This is a genomic window from Cytobacillus sp. FSL K6-0265 (assembly GCF_038003465.1).
Taxonomy (GTDB): domain Bacteria; phylum Bacillota; class Bacilli; order Bacillales; family Cytobacillaceae; genus Cytobacillus; species Cytobacillus stercorigallinarum.
Genome location: NZ_JBBOPE010000001.1, coordinates 2,998,311 through 3,016,939, shown reverse-complemented (window position 1 = coordinate 3,016,939; position 18,629 = coordinate 2,998,311). Strand labels below are relative to the sequence as shown.

Sequence of the window (18,629 nt, the reverse complement as noted above, 5' to 3'; positions counted from 1 at the left end):
TATTAAAGGTTTGTAAATTTAATCGTTACACTATTTACATTAATAGAGTTAGCTTTAATAATAGTGTGGGGTTTACATTAGTATTGAAAAAAGTTCTAGGGGTTGAATAGCTTGGAAATAGATATTCAAAAGATGATTTTTGAGTTTGTCGGTGGATTAGGTATCTTCCTTCTCGGAATTAAAACGATGGGAGAAGGTTTACAAAAGTCAGCTGGAGATCGTCTGAGAGATATTTTAGATAGATTTACCACAAACCCATTAATGGGTGTACTAGCAGGGATGTTAGTAACGATGCTTATTCAAAGTAGTTCTGCAACGACAGTGCTAACAGTAGGGTTAGTTAGTGCTGGGTTTATGAATCTACGTCAAGCCATCGGTGTAATTATGGGTGCGAATATTGGTACAACATTCACTGCATTTATTATTGGGCTAGATATTGGTGATTATGCGTTGCCAATTTTAGCGGTTGGTGTATTATGTCTAGTCTTCTTTAAAAACAATCGTATGCAAAATATAGGCTCAATTATTTTTGGTTTTGGCGCTTTATTTTATGGTCTAGAATTAATGGGTGGTGGAATGAAGCCATTAAGTAATTTGCAAAGTTTCCATGACCTGACAGTTAGTATGAGTGAAATTCCAATATTGGGTGTTTTTGTAGGAACGGTTATTACCGTTATAGTACAAAGTTCAACTGCTACCATTGGTATCTTGCAAGGGTTATTTGCAGAGGGATTAATAGACTTAGATGCAGCTCTTCCGGTATTGTTTGGAGATAATATCGGTACAACGATTACTGCTATTTTAGCTTCTCTAGGAGCTACAGTTGCTGCTAAACGTGCTGCATTCGTACATGTGATGTTTAATTTAATTGGGGCAACTATCTTTTTAATTTTACTTCAACCATTTACTTTATTGGTTGAAATGTTCCAAGCGAATCTTGGTTTAAACCCAGAGCTTACCATTGCGTTTGCTCACGGTACATTTAATATTGCAAATACATTAATACAACTTCCTTTTGTCGCTGTGTTAGCATTTATTGTGACAAAGCTAATTCCAGGAGAAGACACCGTTATAGAACAAAAAGCCAAACATTTAGATGCTGTTTTTATTCAGCAATCGCCATCAATTGCTCTTGGACAAGCAAAAGAAGAGGTTCTTCGAATGGGACAATTTGCTATTGAAGGATTAAATGAAACACGATCATTTTTAATAGATGGTTCTCCTAAACATGGTGAAAAAGCTTATCAAATCGAAAGTGCAATAAACAATCTAGATAGACAAATTACAGATTATCTTATTCAACTTTCCAGAAGTTCTTTATCAAATAATGAATCGGCTGAGCATACGGTACTAATGGATACGATTCGAGATATTGAAAGAATAGGTGACCATTTCGAAAACATCGTTGAATTAATGGATTATAAAAAAGCAAATAAGGTAAGTATTACGGAATCCGCTATGAAAGATTTAGATGATATGTTCCAATTAACGATCTCTACGGTTTCTGAATCATTAGAAGCGCTAGACCATAATGATAAAGAAGCTGCACATCATGTGGTTCAAAAAGAAGATAAAATAGATAAAATGGAGCGTAAATTACGTAAACAGCATATCATTCGCTTAAGTGAAGGCGTATGTTCTGGACAAGCAGGCATTGTATATGTGGATATCTTAAGTAATCTCGAACGAATCGGTGATCATGCAGTTAATATTGCAGAGGCTGTATTAGGCGAAGATTAAGTACCATAAAGAGGTAAGGAATCAATCCTTACCTCTTTTTTTAAAAGCTTTCGATGGAAAAGATGCCATTTTAATGTTTTAATTATTGCAAGATATGAGTTTGTTGTGAATAGGAGGGAACTTATGGATATTTTAGCTTGGACGCTCATCATTATCTTATTTGTTATAGCTTTTATCGGATTGATTTATCCAATTATTCCGAGTGTGCTGTTTATTGCTGCTGGTTTTATTGTTTATGGATTTTTCTATTCCTTTGAACCTTTTGGTGTGCTATTTTGGTCCATCCAAATTTTATTTGTTATATTACTATTTGGTGCCGACTATATCTCCAATATGGTTGGTGTGAAAAAATATGGTGGCACAAAAGCTGGAATATGGGGAAGCACCATTGGAATACTAGTAGGTCCTTTTGTCATCCCGGTGGCAGGTATATTACTCGGGCCAATAATCGGAGCAATCATTGCTGAATTAATTGTACATCGTCGTCCATTTAAGGAAGCAGTTTTAGTTGGATTCGGATCACTCGTAGGATTTATTAGTAGCATCATTACTAAAGGAATTGTTCAAGCGATAATGGTCATATATTTCTTATTTGTGGTTCTATAAAAAATTTAATTTTTATGTTTGATTCTATGGCAGAGTGGTATAGAAAATAGGAGAGGACATTTAAATTATGTCTGCATATGATTATATTTTTAGTAGGAGGAATGTTTACATGGCTTATGAACTACCAAAATTACCGTATGCTTATGATGCATTAGAACCTCATATCGACAAGGAAACAATGAATATCCATCATACGAAACACCATAATACTTATGTGACTAACTTGAACAATGCCATTGAAGGAAAAAGTGCATACACATCGAAAGGGATAGAAGATTTAATTGCTCATATAAATGATATTCCGGAAGATATTCGTACAGCTGTCCGAAATAATGGCGGTGGACATGCTAACCATTCTTTATTCTGGCAAATTCTTTCACCAAATGGTGGGGGTACACCAACAGGCGAATTAGGAGATGCGATAGCTAGTAAATTTGGTAGCTTTGACGACTTCAAGGATGAATTTGATAAAGTAGCTACTGGTCGCTTCGGATCGGGTTGGGCATGGTTAGTTGTTGATAAGGGTGAACTTGCCATAACAAGCACACCTAATCAAGACTCACCATTAATGGAAGGAAAAACACCGATTCTTGGACTAGATGTTTGGGAGCATGCTTATTATTTAAACTATCAAAATAAACGTCCTGAATATATTAAAGCGTTTTGGAATGTTGTCAATTGGGACGAAGTAAGCAAAAGGTATCAAGAAGCGAAGTGAAAAATCTTTAATGTAAAAAAGTGCTATTCCAATGAATAGCGCTTTTTGCATCTCTACCTAGTCATTTCATTCTCATTGTATTTAATAAAAAAGCCAAAAGAAACGAAATAATTTTCAATACGGATCTTCCCTTTTTTTGCATAACTCCATTGTTTTTGAAGGAGACTATTTGTAGAATCGAAGGGGAGTTTTTTTTATGAGTAAATGGCAGAGAGTGATTGGAAATATTGAGCCGACAAGAGACCTTGTTTTGTTGTTGCTAATCGGAGGATTATATTCCTTAAGTATTGCCTTATCCAATACTTTTGTGAATATTTTTTTGTGGAAGCAATCTGGTGAATATTTGGATTTAGGCTTATATAACCTCGCTAATGTTGTTCTGCAACCTATTACATTTATCATTGCGGGCAAATGGGCGAAAAAAGTAGATCGTGTGATTGTGCTAAGGTTAGGGGTTATATTTCTTGCCTTTTTTTATATTTCTGTGCTTCTTGCAGGGGATAAAGCGTCGTCTTATCTCCTTTTATTAGGTGCTTTATTAGGGATAGGTTCTGGTTTTTATTGGCTTGCCTTTAATGTATTAACATTTGAGATAACGGATCCAGAAAATCGAGACTTTTTTAATGGTTTTCTCGGGTTACTTACATCATTTGGTGGTATGATAGGTCCTATTTCTGCCGGATTAATCATTTCGAAAATGAAGGCTTTTACTGGTTATTCGGTCATATTTGGCGTTTCGTTGGCATTATTTGCCGTTGCCGTATTTTTAAGTTTTTCAATTAAAAGGCGTCCAGCAAGTGGAAAGTATTTTTTTAAACGAATTATAGAGGAACGAAAATATAATAAAAATTGGAAGAGGATTACAAATGCCCATTTTTTCCAAGGGTTTCGTGAAGGTACATATGCGTTTGTCGTTTCTGTCTTTGTGTTTATAGCTACTGGTAGCGAATTAGCACTTGGTACATTCGGGTTAATAAATTCAGGTATCGCATTAGTTTGTTATTATATCGCTTCAAGGTGGATTAAGAAAGAGCATAGAAAAAGAGCGGTATTAGTTGGAGGTATTCTTTTATTTCTGTCTATTTTCCTGTTAGTATTTCAAATCACCTACGTTAATCTTTTGTTCTATGCTGCATTGATTGCAGTCGCCTATCCTTTATTATTCGTTCCTTATTCTTCAATGACTTATGATGTAATAGGCACTGCGTGGAAGGCAGCAGAAATGAGAATTGAATATATTGTTGTCAGGGAATTATTTTTGAACATCGGGAGAATATTATCTTTGTTGTTCTTTATAGTGGGTGTAATCTCCTTTGATGATCATGTGATTTTGCCGATATTACTAATCATTTTAGGGATTGGGCATAGTATGATCTATTTCTTTATTAAGAATATTGAATGATGTGTAAGAAAATATTCAAAATAACTATCATTTCCTTATAGTTATGAATAGAATTATTTTTGATTTTCTTTTAAAATAAGTATATGTAATCAAGAGGGAAGTGTGGTTTTAGCAATTGAATAAGAAGAAGAAGAAGAATCGTGTGTCCTTTCGGTTGAACATGCTTTTCTTAATTGTCTTTGTGTTGTTCTCTGTACTTATTTTTAGATTAGGATTTGTTCAAATTGTCTACGGTGATGACTATAAACGAGAAATTGAAAGAACAGAAGAAATCACTGTAAATAACCCAGTTCCTAGGGGAAAGATGTTTGATAGCACAGGAAAGATTATTGTCGATAATATCCCGCAGAATGCCATTACATATACGAATAATGGAGCTAGTCAAGAGGAAATGCTTGATACTGCTGAGAAATTAGCGGAACTAATTGAAAAAGATACAGAAAAAGTCACTGAACGAGATGAAAAAGATTATTGGATTATGATTAATCCTGATCGAGCCGAAAAAAAGGTAACAGATAAAGAAAAGGATAGTATTCGTGAGAACGAAGAAGCCGATTACGATAAAGATGTGTACCAACTAACTTTAGATCGTATTACGGAAGAAGAATTGAATGAACTAACGGAAGAGGATTTGGAAGTCCTTGCTATCTATCGGGAATTCTCTAGTGGATATGCCTTTACTCCACAAGTTGTTAAAAACGAGGGAGTAACTGCAAAGGAGTTTGCCCTAGTAAGTGAAAATTTAGATTATCTTCCAGGGGTTGATACAACGACTGATTGGGACCGTTACTATGCTTTTGATAATACGTTGAAATCTGTCCTTGGTTCTGTTTCATCTTCTGAAGAAGGTATTCCGAAAGAAATGCTTGATTATTATTTAGCGAGAGATTATTCAAGGAATGACCGCGTAGGTAAAAGTTATCTTGAATATCAATACGAAGAAGTCCTCCATGGTCAAAAAGCCAAAGTGAAAAATGTCACTGATAAAGGTGGTACGATTCTAGAAACGGTGACAATTTCAGAAGGGCAACGGGGGAAAGACTTAGTTTTAAGTGTCGATATGGATTTACAATTAGCCACAGAAAAGATCATTGAAGAAGAGTTGCGTGCGGCTAAACAAACGGGAGGAACGGGTCTTTTAGATAGAGCCTATGTCGTTTTAATGGATCCATATAGCGGAGAAATTTTAACAATGGCTGGAAGAAGGCTCGTGAAAGATGAAGAAACAGGCAAAACAAGAATGACGGATGATGCATTAGGGAATATAACGACCACTTATAATGCCGGTTCTGTAGTCAAAGGGGCTACGATTCTTACGGGCTATAAGGAAGGCGTAATTCAGCCTGGAACAGTTATTAATGACCAGCCATTAAAAATTGCTGGTACACCTGTGAAAAAATCTTGGAAAACGTTCGGGCCTATTAGTGATTTGTACGCATTAAGGGTTTCATCCAATGTGTATATGTTTGAAACAGCCATTCGAATTGGTGGCGGCACATATCGCTATAATAAATCATTGCCATTAGACCCTAAGGGATTTGATACAATTAGAGAATCGTTTGCTCAGTTTGGTTTAGGCGTTAGAACAGGGATTGATTTACCAAATGAACAAACAGGATTTAAAGGAATGAGTCAACTCCCTGGATTTATGTTGGACTTAGTGATTGGACAGTATGATACGTACTCTAATATGCAGCTTGTCCAGTATGTGTCCACGATTGCTAACGGCGGGAATAGAATGGAGCCTCATGTAGTAAAAGAAATTAGAGAACCTTTATTAGAAAATGAAGAGTTAGGCCCTATTGTAGAAGAAATATCGCCGAAAGTTTTAAATAAACTTGATATGGATGCATCTTGGATTGAACGTGTAAAAGAAGGGTTCCGTCAAGTTGCACAAGAACAACAAGGTACAGCACTATCCTTCTTTGGTGATAAAGATTATAACCCTGCAGGTAAAACAGGAACAGCAGAGGCTTTCTATGATGGACCACTACGTAGTAATTATGATGAACCACCTGAAGTAATGAATATCAGCTATGTTGGTTATGCGCCTTCTGATAACCCAGAAGTGGCAATTGCTGTCATGGTCCCTTGGGCCTATGAAGGTGGAAGTGGCCATAAAGCAAACATGATTATTGCGGAACGCGTCATGGACGAATACTTTAAATTAAAAGAAGAACGTGCGAAAGAAGAAAGTAAGAAACCAGAAGACTTAACGAAACAAGAAGTAATTGATGTTAACAAAGATGAGGAAGAATAAGCCTGTTTGTTTTGAAAAATACAAGCATTACAATCAAACTCGGATTCACACTGTTTTAAAGTGTGAATCCGAGTTATTTTTATTCTTTTGTTTTGGTTTTTACAAAAATGGTAAAGAAGGCTCAGCGATAACTATACAACTACCTCTATATTTTCGTTCTTTTACCAAAGAGTCCCTCAAAAATTCCCCTGTCTATTATCCTTGCCTTTAAAGCATTGCAGGTAATGTTCACTCAATCGTTTGAAATAAAAATGATAGATGATTATTGCTAAATGTCACTTTACATTTCTTCATATTGGTTTACAGAATATTTACACGATATTTATTTCCTATTAACGTTTAGGTCTTATGATGGGTTTGTAGGACAAAACAACTGATTTCTAGGGGGAATATTCTAATGAAGAAACGATTCAAGTATGTGGCATCAACATTAATGATTGGTTCTGTTCTTGCTTTTACAACGGCATGTGGAGCAAATGGCGGTGCGAACAGTTCTAGTAATGGAGAGCAAACAGCTAGTGAAGAGAATCAACAGTTACAAGGGGAAATCAAAATTGATGGCTCTTCTACAGTTTATCCTATTATGGAAGCTGTTGTTGAAGAATTCGGTATGAATCAGCCAGGCGTACAAGTATCGGTCGCTTCTTCTGGAACAGGTGGGGGATTTAAACAGTTTATAGCAGGTACAACGGACATCAGTAACGCGTCAAGAGAAATTAAAGATGAAGAGAAAACCCAGGTGGAAGAAGCAGGAATTGAGTATTCAGAATTAAAGCTAGCCAACGATGGATTATCAGTCGTTGTGAATAAAGAGAATGATTGGGTCGATTCACTTACTATCGAAGAATTGAAAGAATTATGGATCGATTCGGGTGAAACAAAAAAATGGTCAGATATACGACCAGAATGGCCGGATGAAGAAATCAAATTTTATTCTCCAGGAACAGATTCCGGAACATATGATTACTTTAATGAAATCATTCTGGAAGATGAGCCGATTGTCGAACAAGCAACACTGTCAGAAGATGATAACATCCTTGTTCAAGGTGTAGCTGGGGATGAAAATGCGATTGGGTTCTTTGGATTTGCTTATTATGTTGAGAATCAAGATAAGCTAAAAGTTGTCCCAATTGATGGCGGAAATGGCCCGGTTGAGCCGACTCATGACACGGTTGAATCAGGTGAGTATGCACCATTATCTCGTCCACTTTATATCTACGTGAAAAACGAATCCTTAAAAAATGAAGAAACATATGAATTCGTTAAATTCACATTAGAAAATGCAGGAGCACTTTCAGAAGATGTCGGTTATGTGAAATTAAAAGACGAGGAATACGAAGCAGGGTTATCAACTATCGAAGGGTTAAAATAAGTATTTGAATGATGAATAGAAATCATCATAGTAATGAAGGGGGGATCAACTATGAATTTACATCAAGAAGAAAAAGCGATTTCTGTGCAAGAACTTATACAACAAAAAAAATCTAAAAGTCAAAATAAAATAAAGTCAGAAAAGATTGTTCCAGTTATCTTATTATTAACGGCGATTGTGTCAGTATTAACGACGATTGGGATCGTTGTGACATTATTTGTGGAAACAACGACTTTTTTCAGTCACGTTAGTATCAAAGAGTTTTTTACCGCACAAAAGTGGTACCCATTTTCTGAAACACAGGGCTCATATGGGATTCTACCGCTAATATCAGGAACGTTAAAAGTTGCTCTTATAGCTGCAGTTGTGGCAGTCCCGATTGGTCTCGCTGTAGCTATTTTCTTGAGTGAGTATGCGAGTGATCGAACAAGGAGAGTTATTAAACCTATTTTAGAAGTATTAGCAGGCATACCTACTATCGTTTATGGGTTTTTTGCTCTCACTTTTGTGACACCGGTGCTTAGAGAAATGATCCCATCCCTGCAAATATTCAATGCGCTTAGCCCAGGGATCGTTATCGGAATTATGATTACACCAATGATTGCCTCATTATCAGAAGATGCCATGTCGTCTGTACCTAAAGTGATGAAAGAAGGGGCTTATGCATTAGGGGCAACCAAACTTGAAGTGGCCATTAAAATTGTTATCCCTGCCGCTGTTTCAGGTATAGTCGCTTCTATTGTATTAGCCATTTCAAGAGCGATTGGTGAAACAATGATTGTTGCTGTCGCAGGAGGCTCTACGCCTAATTTAAGCTTTGATGTGACAAGTAGTATTCAAACAATGACGGCTTATATTGTCCAAGTCAGTCAGGGAGATGCTGGATATGGTACGACCATCTATTATAGTATCTACGCAGTTGGATTTACATTGTTTATTTTCACCTTGTTCATGAATATGCTCGCCCAATTCATCTCCAAGCGCTTTAGGGAGGAATACTAGTATGAAATTAATTAATCATGATCAAGTACTAAAGAAAATGTCACCACGAAAATGGAAGAATTCCGTTTTTAAAGGTTTGTTCATGTTTGCGACTGCATTGGCATTAGTGGTTCTTGCGATATTATTGTATCGCATAATCACTCAAGGAATTGGATATTTAGACTGGCAGTTTTTGCAATCCTTACCTTCACGTAATCCAGAACAAGCGGGTATTAAAACAGCTTTAATAGGGACGATTTGGTTAATGGGCGTTGTTGCCCCTGTAACGCTTATACTTGGTGTAGGAACAGCCATTTACTTAGAGGAGTATGCGAGTAAAAATAAGTTTACCTCACTGATACAGATTAATATCTCTAACTTAGCTGGTGTTCCGTCGATTGTTTTTGGATTATTAGGATTAACGGTTTTTGTGAGAGCATTAACTTTAGGGACAAGTGTATTGGCCGCAGGCTTAACGATGAGTTTACTAGTATTACCAATCATAATCGTCGCATCTCAAGAGGCGATTCGAAGTGTACCGATGGAGCTAAGAGAAGCATCATTTGGAATGGGAGCTAATAAATGGCAAACAATTGTAAGGGTGGTTATGCCTGCTGCATTACCTGGCATATTAACAGGAACCATTTTAGCTCTCTCTCGTGCAATCGGGGAAACGGCACCATTAGTAGTGCTTGGTTTACCACTTTTCTTAGCGTTTTTACCTCAATCTGTATTCGATATGTTTACTGTCTTACCAATGCAAATCTATAACTGGACGAGTAGACCGCAAGAAGAGTTTCATGCCGTTGCAGCGGGGGGCATTATTGTCTTACTAATCATGTTAATTGTGATGAATTCTATTGCTGTGTTAATCAGAAATAAATTTCAAAAAAGGTTTTAAACGAGGAGTGGAGAATATGAGTACATTGGTTGCACCCAAAAAAGAAGCTGCCGATTCAATTTTCAACGACAAAAATCTTCATGCCAAAAATAAAGTTTATCAAACAAAAGAATTAAATCTATGGTATGGAAGTAATCATGCATTAAAACAAATCAATTTAGATATTTATGAAAATGAAGTAACAGCGATAATCGGACCATCAGGATGTGGAAAATCGACATATATTAAAGCGTTGAACCGTATGATTGAAATGGTGCCATCAGTAAAAACATCGGGAGAAATTCAATATCGTGGACGTAATATTTTTGATAAACGTTACGGAGTAGAGGAATTAAGAACAAAAGTGGGCATGGTGTTCCAAAAACCGAATCCCTTTCCTAAATCGATCTATGAAAATGTTGTTTATGGTCCGAGAATTCATGGTATAAGAGATAAGAAAGTGCTGAATCAAATTGTTGAAAAGAGTTTAAAAGGAGCAGCACTTTGGGATGAAGTAAAAGATAGATTGCAGGATAACGCTTACGGATTATCAGGTGGTCAACAACAAAGACTATGTATTGCAAGATGTCTGGCGATCGAACCGGATGTTATACTAATGGATGAACCTACTTCTGCATTAGACCCGATTTCTACACTAAAGGTAGAAGAGCTTGTACAAATATTAAAAAAAGAATATAGTATCATCATAGTGACACATAATATGCAACAAGCAGCTAGAATATCTGACCGAACGGCCTTTTTCTTAAATGGTGAAGTAGTAGAATTTGCAGAAACAGATAAAATCTTTTCTAATCCAACTGATAAGAGAACGGAAGATTATATTACCGGTAGGTTCGGTTAATTAAGTAAAGGAGACTGATTATATTGCCAGTACGAGAGAAGTTTGATGAAGAATTAGCAGTATTAAGAGGGAAATTATTAGACTTAGGTCATTTTGCTGAAAATGCACTTTCTTTATCGATTCAGGCACTTGAGAATCATGATATAGAATTAGCTTTAGAGATTATGGAAAATGACACAAAGGCAAACATATTGTACGAAGAAATTAATGATTATGCCATTTTATTGATTGCAAAACAACAGCCAGTAGCTATTGACTTGCGAAGAATTATTGTCGCAATAAAGATAGCAACGGATATTGAGAGAATTGCTGATTTTGCTGTCAATATTGCTAAATCCACTATTAGAATTGGGAAAGAAGACCATGTGAAGCCAATTGTTCATATTAAACAAATGCATGCGATTTGCTTAACGATGTTAAACGATTCATTATCTGCTTTCAATGAAGAAGATCTTAAAAAAGCAAAAGCTGTTGCTGACATGGATGATGAAGTGGATGATTTGTATGGGCAAACGATTGTTGATTTACTAAGAATAAGTGGTGAGCAATCCGAGCGAATTCCGCAAATTACTCAATTATCTTTTGTTTGTAGATATTTAGAACGTGCAGCAGATCATGTCACTAACATTTCTGAGCATATCTTCTATTTAGTGAAAGGTAAGCAATTTGATTTGAATGATTGATAAAAGTAACGAACCTCTTTCATCATAGAGGTTCGTTCTTTTATTTATAAGAACATCATGTGAATCTTATTTATTTGATTTAAAATTAGTTACTGATCCAACCGCCGTCGACTACCAATTCTATTCCATTAACAAATTTAGATTCGTCTGATGCAAGGTATAAGTATGCATTTGCAATATCCAATGATTCTCCAGCATAAGGAGGTAATGGAGTTAAACCTTTATAGTTCTCTCCCATTTCTTCTTGTGTTTTAATTCCAGCTTTCTCAACCATACCTGTAAAGATTGCACCAGGATGTACGGAATTCACTCGGATATTATCTTTTCCAAACCACTGAGCACCATGTTTAGTAAGTGCTCTAACTGCGCCTTTGGATGCACTGTACGCTGCCCCTTGTGCATCAGCGACTCCACCCACAATTGCTGCAATGGAAGATGTATTAATAATTGACCCTTTGCCATTCTGTTGCATATAAGGTATAACGGATTTCATTCCAAGCCATACACCCGTTGTATTAATGGCCATCACTTTATTCCAGTCATCTAATTCTGCTTCTAAAATTCCTTTAGCCATATGAATTCCTGCATTATTGACTAAAATATCAATCTTACCGTATTTCTCTATTGTCGTTTGAACGACATTTAACCATGATTCTTGGCTTGAAACATCTAATTTTAATGCAATGGCTTCTCCACCATTATTAATAATTTCCTCAACTTTCACTTGTAAAGCGTCTTCAACTATATCAGTTGCTACAATTTGAGCGCCTTCTTTTGCGAAAATTTGTGCACCTGCCAAACCCATTCCGCTAGCTGCACCAGTGATAATAGCCACTTTTCCAGTTAATCTACCCATATAAAAGTCCCCTTTAGATAATTATAGAATTTAGCTTTTAAACATTGTTGTAATCGATTACAATACCACTATAATTATTTTTGTTTTCTTTAACAACCAACAAAAAGGTTTATATTTGTTGGGGTTATAAGGAGAGGTGGATAAGTTAATGAGTAAAAATCTAATCACTGAACAAAGGATTAAAGATGCTCTGGTTACATTATTACTACTAAAACCCTTTCATAAAATTACAATAACTGACTTAACAACTACTGCAAATATTAATCGAAGCACATATTATTACCATTACTATAGAAAAGAAGAAGTTCTAAAAGAAGTGATGGACGAAGCAATTGGGGACTTAATCTCCAAGATGGAAAATAGTACTTTGAATCAACGAGATTATGAAATTGACCAAAGTATTTTACCTTCTACAAAAGAATTATTTAACCATATATTTAAATATAGACATTATTATAAGTCTCTATTACAAAGTGATGTTTCTTATACGTTTGAAAATAAATTTATAAAAGCACTTAAGCAATATGTTAATAATATTCAAATAGACTTTGGAGGAGATGATAATTTTGTGATAGATCATAAATTATATACAAATTACCAGGCGTATACTATTTTGGGTTTTATTAAGCATTGGATTGATACAGAGTTTGAAGAATCGCCCATTTATTTATCTGAACAACTAACATCTTTATTGCATGTAAAGGTAAATTCTGTTTCATTTACTAGAAAATTGAAATAAAGTAGTAGGGATTTTTTGTGATAAGGAACCTTTTTTATTTAATAGATCAAGCGGGGAAGTTAAGTGTCAATTTCTAAATTGGACGGGTGTATTGAACGAAGTGGTAACTATATTTTTCTGTAATTTAATAATAGAAGGCTGTAATTAACTCTATTTTATGAGTGTAATTGCAGCCTAGTAAGATTTATTGAGATAGGGTTTCGCTTTCTATGATTTGCTAAATAAATCAGCAAGCTCTTTATACGACTGTTGATTATTTACTTTATATGTACCAACACGTAGCTTTTGACTATAATTGAATTCTTTTAAAAAGCTAGTAAAGTCCTCACTATATTCAATGATGCCCGCCTCTTCAAGTTGCTTCGCAATCTCTTGCGGAAGCATGCCACTCTCGATTTTTATTTCTGTTGTAATGGTAGTATCTTCTTTAGGTAATTCTTCCTGTTGTTTATTAAGTTCTAATTTTTCTTCAACGAGTTTATCAATCTCATCATCCGTCAAAACATGATAACCTTGTTCTTTTACATAAGTTTGAGCCTTTGTCTTATCAATCATTTGCTTGTCCTTGTTCTCGTCATTCATTAGCATATAACCAATAAGAAGAATAAGGGTTGTACAAAATACACCAGTTGAAAAGGCTCTTAAAAGATATTTATTCATACTTTTTCACCTTTAAGTTGACTAGCTGTGATAATGGCTAATACTTCATCTTCCAATAAAGAAGATTGCTTAGCGATTTGCGCTGTTGAAAGTCCCTGCTTATGAAGTAAAAGAACTTGATTTTTAATAATATCATGAACTTCCTTCTTCAGAGGTCTAGATAACTCAGAGGCTTTTGGAAGTTTGATTTCGTCTATCAATAATTCTTCTTCTAACAGTTTTAATTTTTTCTTTATTTGATATATTTCTTTTATATGTTGGATTGATAATTGGTCAATCTCGTCTTTTAAGGAACGGTAAGGATCTTTAAGAAAAAAGGATAAAATAAATAGCAGGATAGCGATAACGAATAAAACGGCAAATAGATAGATAATGATTCTCACCTCAAAGCTTTATTATCAAAGTTATTCTACCATATATATCGACAAGCCGTGCTAACTTTGAAGAATCCCCTATGGAATTTGTCGAGTAAATCATCATGATATCTGTCGAATAAATGGTGAAATAAGTCGGTGAAGAAAAAATGCTTATCAAGAGGGCAAGTATAGCGATAGATAGCATAAAGCGACAAAATCTGTTTATTGTGGGCTTGGCCATTCAATGCTACCATTAATATATAGAATAATCTGACAAGGGGAACGGTTAGCAAATGGAAATCAGTCAGAATCACATGATACATTCGTCAGGAGAATTACCTTTAAAAACAGAAATTATCAACAAAGATATTTATATTAGTTGGAAGATTAGGCAAGAAAAGTATGATCTTCTCTCGCTCTACTACAACAAAGATATAAGAAGTTGCTTACAAGTTATTCAGCTTCAATCATACTGTAAAAATCATTCCGATCTATATGAGTTTTTTATTCCACCATACCAATCGATGAGAATCATTAGAAACGCCATTAAAACAAAATATCACTCTTACCGCATCACCCTTTGTTTGAAGTTAATGGATGACAATTATCTTCCTTTACATACTACTGAAATAGGTAGTGGAGCGGGAACTGTCCAATTATCATCAGAAATAAATGCTGACTGGACCCATCAAGTGTGTGGGTATAGTTATTATGAAGTGAAGCAATGACTGAGAGTATTTTACTGTTAACTTGGGAATATCCACCGTATATTGTTGGTGGCCTTGGTCGCCATGTAAGTGAATTAGCGAAATCACTCGCACAAGAAAAGGTGTCCGTTCATGTGCTAACAGTGAAAAGGCAGACAATTGACGAAGCCTTTGAAGTACAAAATAATGTAGTCATTCATCGTGTGGCACCACTTATGCGAACTGATTCATTTCTTCATTGGGTAGCTTCGGTGAATTTAGCGATGGAAGAGAAGGCAAGAGAAGTGATTAAGGAGAATGGAATAGATTTGATTCACGCCCATGATTGGATTGTTGCAGCTTGTAGTATCATTTTAAAGAAGGCAATGGATATACCGCTTATCGCTACTATTCATTCAACTGAGGCAGGTAGACATAATGGAATTTATACAGAGAGACAAAGTTTTATCGATAGACAAGAAAAATTATTAATGGCATCTGCCGATCATCTCGTAGTTTGTAGTCATTTTATGAAAAATGAATTGCTATATAAATACGAACAGCCATCTTCGACCCTTTCCATCATTCCAAATGGTGTAAGTGAGCCAATGAAAAAAGATAAGAACCTGCATTCTCATTTTACTCAAGATAGACCATACCTTTTTTCAATGGGGAGGATGGTAGAAGAGAAAGGTTTCGATATTCTTATTGTCCTTGCTGAAAGGTTAAAGAAAAAAAATACAAACTTAAAAATCATTATCGCTGGACAAGGCCCGTTATTATCTTATTACAGACAAAAAGTGCATGCTAAACAAATCGATGAATGGATTCAATTTATTGGTTTTGTTAACGATGATGAGCGTGACATCTGGATGGAATATGCTAGCTTAGCTATTTTCCCTAGTTTGTACGAACCATTTGGAATGGTGGCTTTAGAAGCGATGGCAGCTGGTCTACCAGTACTTTTAGCTAAAACTGGGGGATTAATAGAAATTATCATTGAAAATGAGTCAGGGCTTTTCTTCGATCCTGTGGATGTTGTCAATCTTGAAAAAAAAATAGATTGTCTACTATCAAAACCTAACTTTAGAAACCAAATCGTAAGCGCAGCTCAAAAAAGAATCAAGACAGAGTTTAGCTGGGGTACGGTAGCGAAACAAACGTTAAAGGTGTATAGAAATAACGGACTAGTGAATAAATTCCAAAAGAAAAGGTGATTAATGTGAAAATAATCGAGCAAATGCCTTATACAACTGAGTATTGGAATCAGTCAATTCAGGAAAATTTATTGCATCAAACGTTAGGTATCGCCGTAGGTAACAGTGTTTATTGGATCGAAATGAATGATATGGCAGAAGAAAGAGAACATCAAGTAGAGGGTTTATCGATACGTACAAAAACGGTGAGAATAGATCATCATATTTCTCTGTTAAATTTCAACATTTACAATGAACTATCCACGAGTAAAGAGATAAAAGTACTTATAGCGCATAGTAATCCAAGAGAGTATGACCAACATTTTTCCTTTATTTCTCCGATTGAACAGTTGATATATCATATGATTGATCGCCAATTATTCTTAGTGAATGGTCAATTGAACGGTGTGAAAATGAAGGAAAACACAGTGATGCAACGAGCCCTAGTGGATAATAACAAAATATGGTCATATGGCAAAGGCGGAAAACAAACATTATCATACAATCCAATAGGAAAAGGAAAAGTAGTTAGTTTATGTGGGGATACCGCTAAAATAACAGGAAAATCCGCTATGGAAGGGACAGCATGGTCAATTACCGATGACTGTCAAAAACAGCTATTACAAGTAAATCAAACACTTTTAAAAAAACATACTAGCATTTCAAACTAAAAAGTGATATTATATAAAAGTCGTATGAAACGAACTAGTGCTTAGTAGTTTGGAGGGAAATGACATGCGTGTAAATATTACGTTAGCTTGCACAGAATGCGGAGATCGTAACTATATTTCTAAAAAAAATAAAAGAAACAATCCAGATCGTCTTGAGCTAAAAAAATACTGCCCAAGAGAAAAGCGTTCTACAACACACCGTGAGACAAAATAAGCAGTAGGTAGATTCCTGCTGCTTTTTTTTGTCTCCTTTTTTATGGTTTCATCACAGGGATGATGCTGGGTAAGATTAGAGAGTTTAAATAAGTGTTTTTTATATTTGATGGTAGAGGAGAGTAAAATGGTGGATAAAAAACAACTGAGAAAGAAGATTATGCAACAATTAACAGCAATGACTAATGAACAATATACATCACTATCAGAAAAATTAGCATCGCAATTATTCCTCACATCTCATTGGCAACAATCTAAAGTAGTTGCTCTTACAATATCACGCTTCCCAGAAGTCGATACTTTTCCAATTATTAATCAGGCCTGGTCGGAAGGAAAACAAGTGGCTATTCCAAAATGCTTACCAAAAACGAAGGAAATGGATTTTAGGATTTTTTCAAGTTATGACAACCTAGAAGTCGTTTATTCTGGATTACAAGAACCAGTAAAAGACAAAACAAAGAGTGTTCAGCCTTCTGAAATTGACTTATTAATTGTTCCAGGCGTTGCTTATACATTAAAGGGTGATCGAATTGGTTTTGGTGGCGGGTATTATGATCGTTATTTAGTAGATTATAACGGTGTTACCCTTTCATTAGCTTTTCCCGAGCAAGTGGTTAATAAAATGCCATTAGACCCCCATGATTTACCTGTTCAAAAGATTATTACAGTTACGGAGTGAAAGAATTGATATTTATTTTTCTTGTACTCATTGCCGCTTTTTTAGGCTATCTTCTTCAACTTCTTACAATGTCAGGCGCCTTAGCAGCAATTGTTGTTGGTGTATTGATTAGCATAGGTTTTGGATGGAAGGGACTACTGCTCCTTGGCTTCTTTTTCATTAGTTCAAGCTTATTGTCAAAATACAAGAAAAAGCAGAAGCAACAAATCGAAGCACGTCATGAAAAAGGTTCTACAAGAGATTGGCAGCAAGTGTTTGCGAATGGTGGATTACCTGCTTTATTTAGTGTACTTTTTATTATTTTTCCTTCTCCTATTTTTTTCATTGCTTTTACGATAACCATTGCGAGTGCAAATTCTGACACTTGGGCCTCAGAGATAGGTGCTTTAAGTAAAAGAAAACCTTTGTCTATTAAGAATCTGAAGCAGGTAGAGCCAGGTACTTCAGGAGCAATGAGTTTCCTCGGAACCTTTGCTGCCATAATGGGTGCCTTCTCTATTGCTATGATTGCTATGTTGTCCTATTCATTATCTTTTTCCACTATGCTTATGATATTTGTCTTTGGTTTCCTCGGAAATATCTTGGATACGTTATTGGGTGCTTTTATTCAGGTAACCTATCGTTGTCCAGCTTGTGATATGGTAGTCGAATCGAAATGGCATTGTCATTGTCAAACGGTCTATTTAGGCGGTCGCACAGTAGTTAATAATGATCTTGTTAACCTTTCATCTTGTGGTCTTGCGAGTTTATTAGGTATTTTGTTCTTTGTGACTGTAGCAGGTGGATAATTGCAGAGAATGATTCGCATAATAGTGATAGACAGGAGGGAATGAAATGGGAAAAATAATGACTTTAATACTGTTTGTATTGTCAGGTGTTTTTATTTATCAGTACCGTTATCGCCTAGTTGGCTTTTTAGCGAGGCAAAATTTTATCATTGCTGCCGTGTTAAAATGCCCTTTTTTAAGAGAGAAAGCAATGAAGCTAGTTTTTCCTCAACCACAATATAATGAAGAACGTATATGACGATGTTAGCCCTGTTTATATAAGGGCTTTTTATTTTGTTAAA

Annotated in this window: 21 protein-coding genes; 18 read left to right on the top strand and 3 right to left on the bottom strand. The window is 35.5% G+C overall.

The features are described 5' to 3' along the window. Nucleotides 1-111: 111 nt before the first annotated feature. From MHH73_RS15240 to phoU, 10 genes are all read left to right on the top strand, one after another. Nucleotides 112-1,740 (top strand): Na/Pi cotransporter family protein, encoded by a 1,629-nt coding sequence (locus tag MHH73_RS15240; protein WP_191810472.1) that lies wholly within the window; start codon nucleotides 112-114, stop codon nucleotides 1,738-1,740. A gap of 123 nt (nucleotides 1,741-1,863) precedes the next feature. Continuing rightward, nucleotides 1,864-2,346 (top strand): DUF456 domain-containing protein, encoded by a 483-nt coding sequence (locus MHH73_RS15235; RefSeq protein WP_191810474.1) that lies wholly within the window; start codon nucleotides 1,864-1,866, stop codon nucleotides 2,344-2,346. A 109-nt stretch (nucleotides 2,347-2,455) separates the two neighbouring features. Next, on the top strand, nucleotides 2,456-3,064 hold the full coding sequence (locus MHH73_RS15230; RefSeq protein WP_191810476.1) for a superoxide dismutase: 609 nt from the start codon (nucleotides 2,456-2,458) through the stop codon (nucleotides 3,062-3,064). A gap of 196 nt (nucleotides 3,065-3,260) precedes the next feature. Then, nucleotides 3,261-4,466 (top strand): MFS transporter, encoded by a 1,206-nt coding sequence (locus MHH73_RS15225; RefSeq protein WP_191810478.1) that lies wholly within the window; start codon nucleotides 3,261-3,263, stop codon nucleotides 4,464-4,466. A gap of 160 nt (nucleotides 4,467-4,626) precedes the next feature. Further along, nucleotides 4,627-6,726 (top strand): peptidoglycan D,D-transpeptidase FtsI family protein, encoded by a 2,100-nt coding sequence (locus MHH73_RS15220; RefSeq protein WP_191811348.1) that lies wholly within the window; start codon nucleotides 4,627-4,629, stop codon nucleotides 6,724-6,726. Nucleotides 6,727-7,123: 397 nt separating this feature from the next. Continuing rightward, on the top strand, nucleotides 7,124-8,098 hold the full coding sequence (locus MHH73_RS15215) for a PstS family phosphate ABC transporter substrate-binding protein (protein WP_191810480.1): 975 nt from the start codon (nucleotides 7,124-7,126) through the stop codon (nucleotides 8,096-8,098). A 51-nt stretch (nucleotides 8,099-8,149) separates the two neighbouring features. Then, nucleotides 8,150-9,100 (top strand): phosphate ABC transporter permease subunit PstC, encoded by a 951-nt coding sequence (gene pstC / locus MHH73_RS15210; protein ID WP_191810483.1) that lies wholly within the window; start codon nucleotides 8,150-8,152, stop codon nucleotides 9,098-9,100. A 1-nt stretch (nucleotide 9,101) separates the two neighbouring features. Next, nucleotides 9,102-9,980: a phosphate ABC transporter permease PstA gene (gene pstA / locus MHH73_RS15205; RefSeq protein WP_191810484.1), complete on the top strand. Its 879-nt coding sequence runs from the start codon at nucleotides 9,102-9,104 to the stop codon at nucleotides 9,978-9,980. 16 nt (nucleotides 9,981-9,996) lie between these two features. Next, nucleotides 9,997-10,821, top strand: a complete 825-nt coding sequence (pstB, locus tag MHH73_RS15200; protein WP_191810486.1) for a phosphate ABC transporter ATP-binding protein PstB — start codon at nucleotides 9,997-9,999, stop codon at nucleotides 10,819-10,821. 23 nt (nucleotides 10,822-10,844) lie between these two features. Next, the gene (gene phoU, locus MHH73_RS15195; RefSeq protein ID WP_191810489.1) at nucleotides 10,845-11,504 is read left to right on the top strand and encodes a phosphate signaling complex protein PhoU; all 660 of its coding nucleotides are present in this window, start codon (nucleotides 10,845-10,847) and stop codon (nucleotides 11,502-11,504) included. Nucleotides 11,505-11,589: 85 nt separating this feature from the next. On the opposite strand, the gene MHH73_RS15190 is transcribed toward phoU, so the two are convergent. After that, entirely contained in the window at nucleotides 11,590-12,360 is a 771-nt protein-coding gene (locus MHH73_RS15190; protein ID WP_191810491.1) for an SDR family NAD(P)-dependent oxidoreductase, read from the bottom strand. A 148-nt stretch (nucleotides 12,361-12,508) separates the two neighbouring features. On the opposite strand from MHH73_RS15190, the gene MHH73_RS15185 reads away from it, so the two are divergent. Next, nucleotides 12,509-13,099 carry a TetR/AcrR family transcriptional regulator gene (locus MHH73_RS15185; protein WP_191810493.1) on the top strand — a complete coding sequence of 197 codons (591 nt, stop codon included), beginning with the start codon at nucleotides 12,509-12,511 and terminating at the stop codon, nucleotides 13,097-13,099. A 207-nt stretch (nucleotides 13,100-13,306) separates the two neighbouring features. Here the strand turns inward: MHH73_RS15185 and MHH73_RS15180 are convergent, their stop codons facing one another. Together MHH73_RS15180 and MHH73_RS15175 are read right to left on the bottom strand one after the other, a co-directional pair. Beyond that, nucleotides 13,307-13,759 carry an endolytic transglycosylase MltG gene (locus MHH73_RS15180; protein WP_191810495.1) on the bottom strand — a complete coding sequence of 151 codons (453 nt, stop codon included), beginning with the start codon at nucleotides 13,757-13,759 and terminating at the stop codon, nucleotides 13,307-13,309. Next, nucleotides 13,756-14,142, bottom strand: coding sequence for a hypothetical protein (locus MHH73_RS15175; RefSeq protein ID WP_318245435.1), 387 nt, complete (start codon nucleotides 14,140-14,142; stop codon nucleotides 13,756-13,758). The genes MHH73_RS15180 and MHH73_RS15175 overlap by 4 nt, the downstream gene beginning before the upstream one ends. 266 nt (nucleotides 14,143-14,408) lie before the next feature. Between MHH73_RS15175 and MHH73_RS15170 the strand changes: the two genes are divergently transcribed. The 7 genes from MHH73_RS15170 to MHH73_RS15140 all read left to right on the top strand — a co-directional run bounded on the left by MHH73_RS15170 (nucleotide 14,409) and on the right by MHH73_RS15140 (nucleotide 18,586). Next, on the top strand, nucleotides 14,409-14,843 hold the full coding sequence (locus tag MHH73_RS15170) for a hypothetical protein (protein ID WP_191810497.1): 435 nt from the start codon (nucleotides 14,409-14,411) through the stop codon (nucleotides 14,841-14,843). Further along, on the top strand, nucleotides 14,840-16,018 hold the full coding sequence (locus MHH73_RS15165) for a glycosyltransferase family 4 protein (protein WP_191810499.1): 1,179 nt from the start codon (nucleotides 14,840-14,842) through the stop codon (nucleotides 16,016-16,018). The genes MHH73_RS15170 and MHH73_RS15165 overlap by 4 nt, the downstream gene beginning before the upstream one ends. A gap of 5 nt (nucleotides 16,019-16,023) precedes the next feature. Next, entirely contained in the window at nucleotides 16,024-16,668 is a 645-nt protein-coding gene (locus MHH73_RS15160) for a hypothetical protein (RefSeq protein WP_191810501.1), read from the top strand. A gap of 64 nt (nucleotides 16,669-16,732) precedes the next feature. Further along, complete coding sequence (rpmG, locus tag MHH73_RS15155) at nucleotides 16,733-16,882, top strand: 50S ribosomal protein L33 (protein ID WP_057771568.1); 150 nt, start codon at nucleotides 16,733-16,735, stop codon at nucleotides 16,880-16,882. A gap of 126 nt (nucleotides 16,883-17,008) precedes the next feature. After that, nucleotides 17,009-17,560 carry a 5-formyltetrahydrofolate cyclo-ligase gene (locus tag MHH73_RS15150; protein ID WP_191810504.1) on the top strand — a complete coding sequence of 184 codons (552 nt, stop codon included), beginning with the start codon at nucleotides 17,009-17,011 and terminating at the stop codon, nucleotides 17,558-17,560. A gap of 5 nt (nucleotides 17,561-17,565) precedes the next feature. Then, nucleotides 17,566-18,348: a DUF92 domain-containing protein gene (locus MHH73_RS15145; protein ID WP_191810506.1), complete on the top strand. Its 783-nt coding sequence runs from the start codon at nucleotides 17,566-17,568 to the stop codon at nucleotides 18,346-18,348. A 46-nt stretch (nucleotides 18,349-18,394) separates the two neighbouring features. Next, nucleotides 18,395-18,586, top strand: coding sequence for a hypothetical protein (locus MHH73_RS15140; RefSeq protein ID WP_191810508.1), 192 nt, complete (start codon nucleotides 18,395-18,397; stop codon nucleotides 18,584-18,586). Nucleotides 18,587-18,629: the final 43 nt, after the last annotated feature.